This is a genomic window from Bradyrhizobium sp. (assembly GCF_049519115.1).
Taxonomy (GTDB): domain Bacteria; phylum Pseudomonadota; class Alphaproteobacteria; order Rhizobiales; family Xanthobacteraceae; genus Bradyrhizobium.
The window spans coordinates 1-3,264 of the sequence record NZ_JBEKRB010000173.1; the positions used below are offsets into that span (position 1 = coordinate 1).

3 protein-coding genes are annotated in these 3,264 nt (G+C 58.6%); 1 reads left to right on the forward strand and 2 read right to left on the reverse strand.

The window, feature by feature from the left end:
- Window positions 1-903 precede the first annotated feature (903 nt).
- The gene (locus ABSE61_RS36705) at window positions 904-2,343 is read left to right on the forward strand and encodes an IS1182 family transposase (protein WP_423876044.1); all 1,440 of its coding nucleotides are present in this window, start codon (window positions 904-906) and stop codon (window positions 2,341-2,343) included.
- Between the two features lie 80 nt (window positions 2,344-2,423).
- On the opposite strand, the gene ABSE61_RS36710 is transcribed toward ABSE61_RS36705, so the two are convergent.
- Together ABSE61_RS36710 and ABSE61_RS36715 are read right to left on the reverse strand one after the other, a co-directional pair.
- Complete coding sequence (locus ABSE61_RS36710) at window positions 2,424-2,723, reverse strand: LytTR family DNA-binding domain-containing protein (RefSeq protein WP_423876042.1); 300 nt, start codon at window positions 2,721-2,723, stop codon at window positions 2,424-2,426.
- Between the two features lie 126 nt (window positions 2,724-2,849).
- The coding region (locus tag ABSE61_RS36715) for an aldehyde dehydrogenase family protein (protein ID WP_423876043.1) at window positions 2,850-3,264 on the reverse strand (415 nt) is incomplete at its 5' end.

Below are 3,264 nucleotides of genomic sequence, written 5' to 3' on the forward strand. Positions count from 1 at the left end.
CCCCTCAATCCTCAAGACGGAGCGACCGCCCGTCACCTGTGATCGTTCAAATAGTTACCGCAGAAGACTTGATCCCACGACCGCGCCGCCAGCCCATCCCGCGTGAGCGGGTTCGTTCTTTGACCCCAAGCGGACATTGAGTCGTCGAATGATCACGCTGGCCGAGCCCCTTCCGGACATCTGCGTCGATGCATTGCTATCGCTGCGATCCCACTCTCCACCCCGTGAAAAGACCCGCGATTGCTACCGGCAGTAGACCCGTGGGTAACAAGAAGTACGTCCCTTGCGCACCTTGGAGCGCGCGAAGCAACCCGCCCGCCACCCATGAACCAAAGGGTAAAATCACTATCCCAAGTGCCAGAAGACTGCCCAAGACGGCGTAGCTGAGAGCCGAAGGTTCGATCCCTACAGGACGAAAACTTATTATCGCTCCGACCACGGCGAATAGCACTGTTGCGGCAACGCCTCCCATGATCGTCGCTACAGGAACAAATAGAATCATCAACGTCACTAGATCGCTGGGGTGCCCAGTTTTCGAGAAAGCCCAGAAGTAAGACACGCTCGAGGCAGTCGTGAAAGCAGCGACTGTGCCAAAGACAGCACCCCATCCTATCGATCTGCCGATTGTGTTGCCCATGCTTATCCCCCGGTCGACGTGTAGGAGCCTACCGCACAAGGGTTGCTTGCGTATGAAGTAGTAGAGCTAACGACCGATTTCGGAATTTGATCGAAGGCAGTACATCGCGCTCACTCACTACAAAACCACTTCCGTTGTTGGCTACGAAACCGACATACGCCGACGAGGTGATCGAATAGCGCGCCTCACTTCCGCCTTTGACCCTGGCTGTGTGAAAACGCCATTCCGCTGTTATGATTCTCCCGATGATTCTTGGGGGAGAATTAATGAGGCGCTTCGTTGAAGAGGCGGATCGTGGGCAATGGACGTTGTTGCCCGAATGCCTCGATGATTTCATTGACGATAGCAATCCGGTTCGAGTGATCGACGTGTTTGTCGATTCGCTCGATCTGGCGGAGATGAGCTTCGATGGGGTTGAGCCGGCGGCGACTGGTCGACCGTCGTACCATCCTTCGGTTCTCCTGAAGCTTTACATTTACGGATATCTAAACCGGGTGCAGTCGAGCCGGCGGCTGGAACGAGAGGCCGGACGCAATGTCGAGGTGATGTGGCTACTGGGCCGGCTCGCTCCCGATCACAAGACGATCGCGGACTTCCGCAAGGACAACGGTCTGGGGCTACGCAAGGTCTGCGCGCGCTTCGTCGAACTTTGCCGTGAGATGGGTCTGCTCGCGACGGCGAGCGTTGCCATCGATGGCAGCAAGTTCAAGGCCGTGAACAACCGGGACAGGAACTTCACGCGGGCGAAGGTGGAGCGGCGGCGCGCCCAGTTAGAGGAGAGCGTCGCGCGCTATCTGAGCCAACTTGACACCGCCGACCGGAAGGAACCGACGGAGGCGCTGGCCGAGCGGGTGACGAGGCTCAAGGAGAAGCTGACGAAGGTTAAGGAGGCCATGGACAAGCTTGCCGTCCATGAACGGCAGATGCTGGCTTCGCCTGACCAGCAGATCTCCCTGACAGATCCCGACAGCCGCTCGATGGCAACCAGCGGCCGCGGCTCGGGCGTCGTCGGCTACAACGTTCAGGTCGCCGTCGATACCCAGCACCATCTGATTGTGACCCACGAGGTGACGAACACCGGCTCGGATCGGGCACAGCTTGCCAACATCGCCTCTCGTGCCAAGGATGTCCTCGGTGTCGAAAAGCTCGAGGCCGTTGCTGACCGGGGCTATTATAGCGGCGAGGAAATCCTTGCCTGCGACAATGCGGGAATTACGGTGACGCTTCCCAAGCCGATGACATCAGGTCTTGAGGCAAAGGGTCGCTTTGGCAAACAGGACTTTGTCTATCTCAGCGACCAGGATGCGTATCGCTGTCCAGCGGGCGAAAAGCTGACCTACCACTACACCAATGAGGAGGACGGACGGCAGCTACGGCGCTATTGGACCAATGCCTGCCGAGACTGTGCACTCAAAGCTAACTGCACAACCGGCAAGGAGCGGCGAATTACGCGCTGGGAGCATGAGCACGTTCTGGAAGAGGCGCAGAGACGCCTCGACAACAATCCCCAGGCCATGCGCCAGCGTCGCGAGACCGTCGAACATCCGTTCGGCACGATGAAAGCCCGCATGGGGGCGACGCACTTCCTCACAAAAACGCTTCCAAAGGTCGCCGCCGAGATGGCCCTCTCGGTTCTCGCCTATAACCTGACCCGGGTAATGAACATCGTCGGGATCAAGCCGCTGATCGCCGCGATTGTGGCCTGAAATACACTTCGGCCGCCTGCCAGCGGCGACATCGCTAAGGCCGTTTTTACACGACCAAGACCCTGAAGAGACATCGGTCATCAACGAAAACCTGCCCTTAGTACCTCGGAGCCTCGCAGCCGCGCCACAGCCTCCTTGTAGCGGCGGCTTCCGACCAAGGTCTCACCGGTATCCATGCGTAGTGCAAAATCGCCCGAAGGGCGCGGCTCGACAGCAACCGCATGGTTCAAATTGACGAGGCGGGTACGATGCACCCGCACCAGGCCGAATGGCAGGAGTCTCGCCTCCTCGGCCGCCAGCGTGCCGCGGACCAGATGGCGCTTCACAGCGAGGCTGAACTCAACGTAATTGCCGGCGATGATTTGCGCCGCCGCTCCCAAAGAGATTGGGCATCACCCGTAGGCCGCCTTGGTTGGTTGCCGCAGTGACCGACTATCCGCCGCTTACCGGGCGCCAGGAAATTCCGCCTAAACTCTAGGCTGTATATAGCCCGGGGAATAGGGCCCCTATCCTAGAATGATTGCCTTCGGTTCCAGGTACTCTTTCAGTCCGTAAACGCCGCCCTCCCGACCAATGCCGGACTGCTTGTAGCCGCCGAACGGCGCGAGCGGGTCGTGATTCAAAGTATTGATAAGTACACGCCCAGCCTGCAATTGACGCGCCACGCGACTGCCCCGTTCCGGGTTGGATGAGCTGACATAAGCCATAAGTCCGAACTGGGAATCATTCGCCATTCGGACGGCGTCTGCCTCGGCCTTATAGGTCAGGATCGAAAGAACCGGTCCAAAGATTTCTTCTCGTGCAATCTTCATCTCTGGCTTCACGTTCGCAAAGACTGTCGGTTTGACAAAGTTGCCGCGTTCCAGGCCCTGTGGGCGGCCTTCACCACCAATAACCACCTCCGCACCTTCGTCGATCCCT

Coding starts and splice junctions, on each gene's coding strand:
- ABSE61_RS36705 (WP_423876044.1), top strand. CDS start 904: ATGAGGCGCTTCGTTGAAGAGGCGGATCGTGGGCAATGGACGTTGTTG.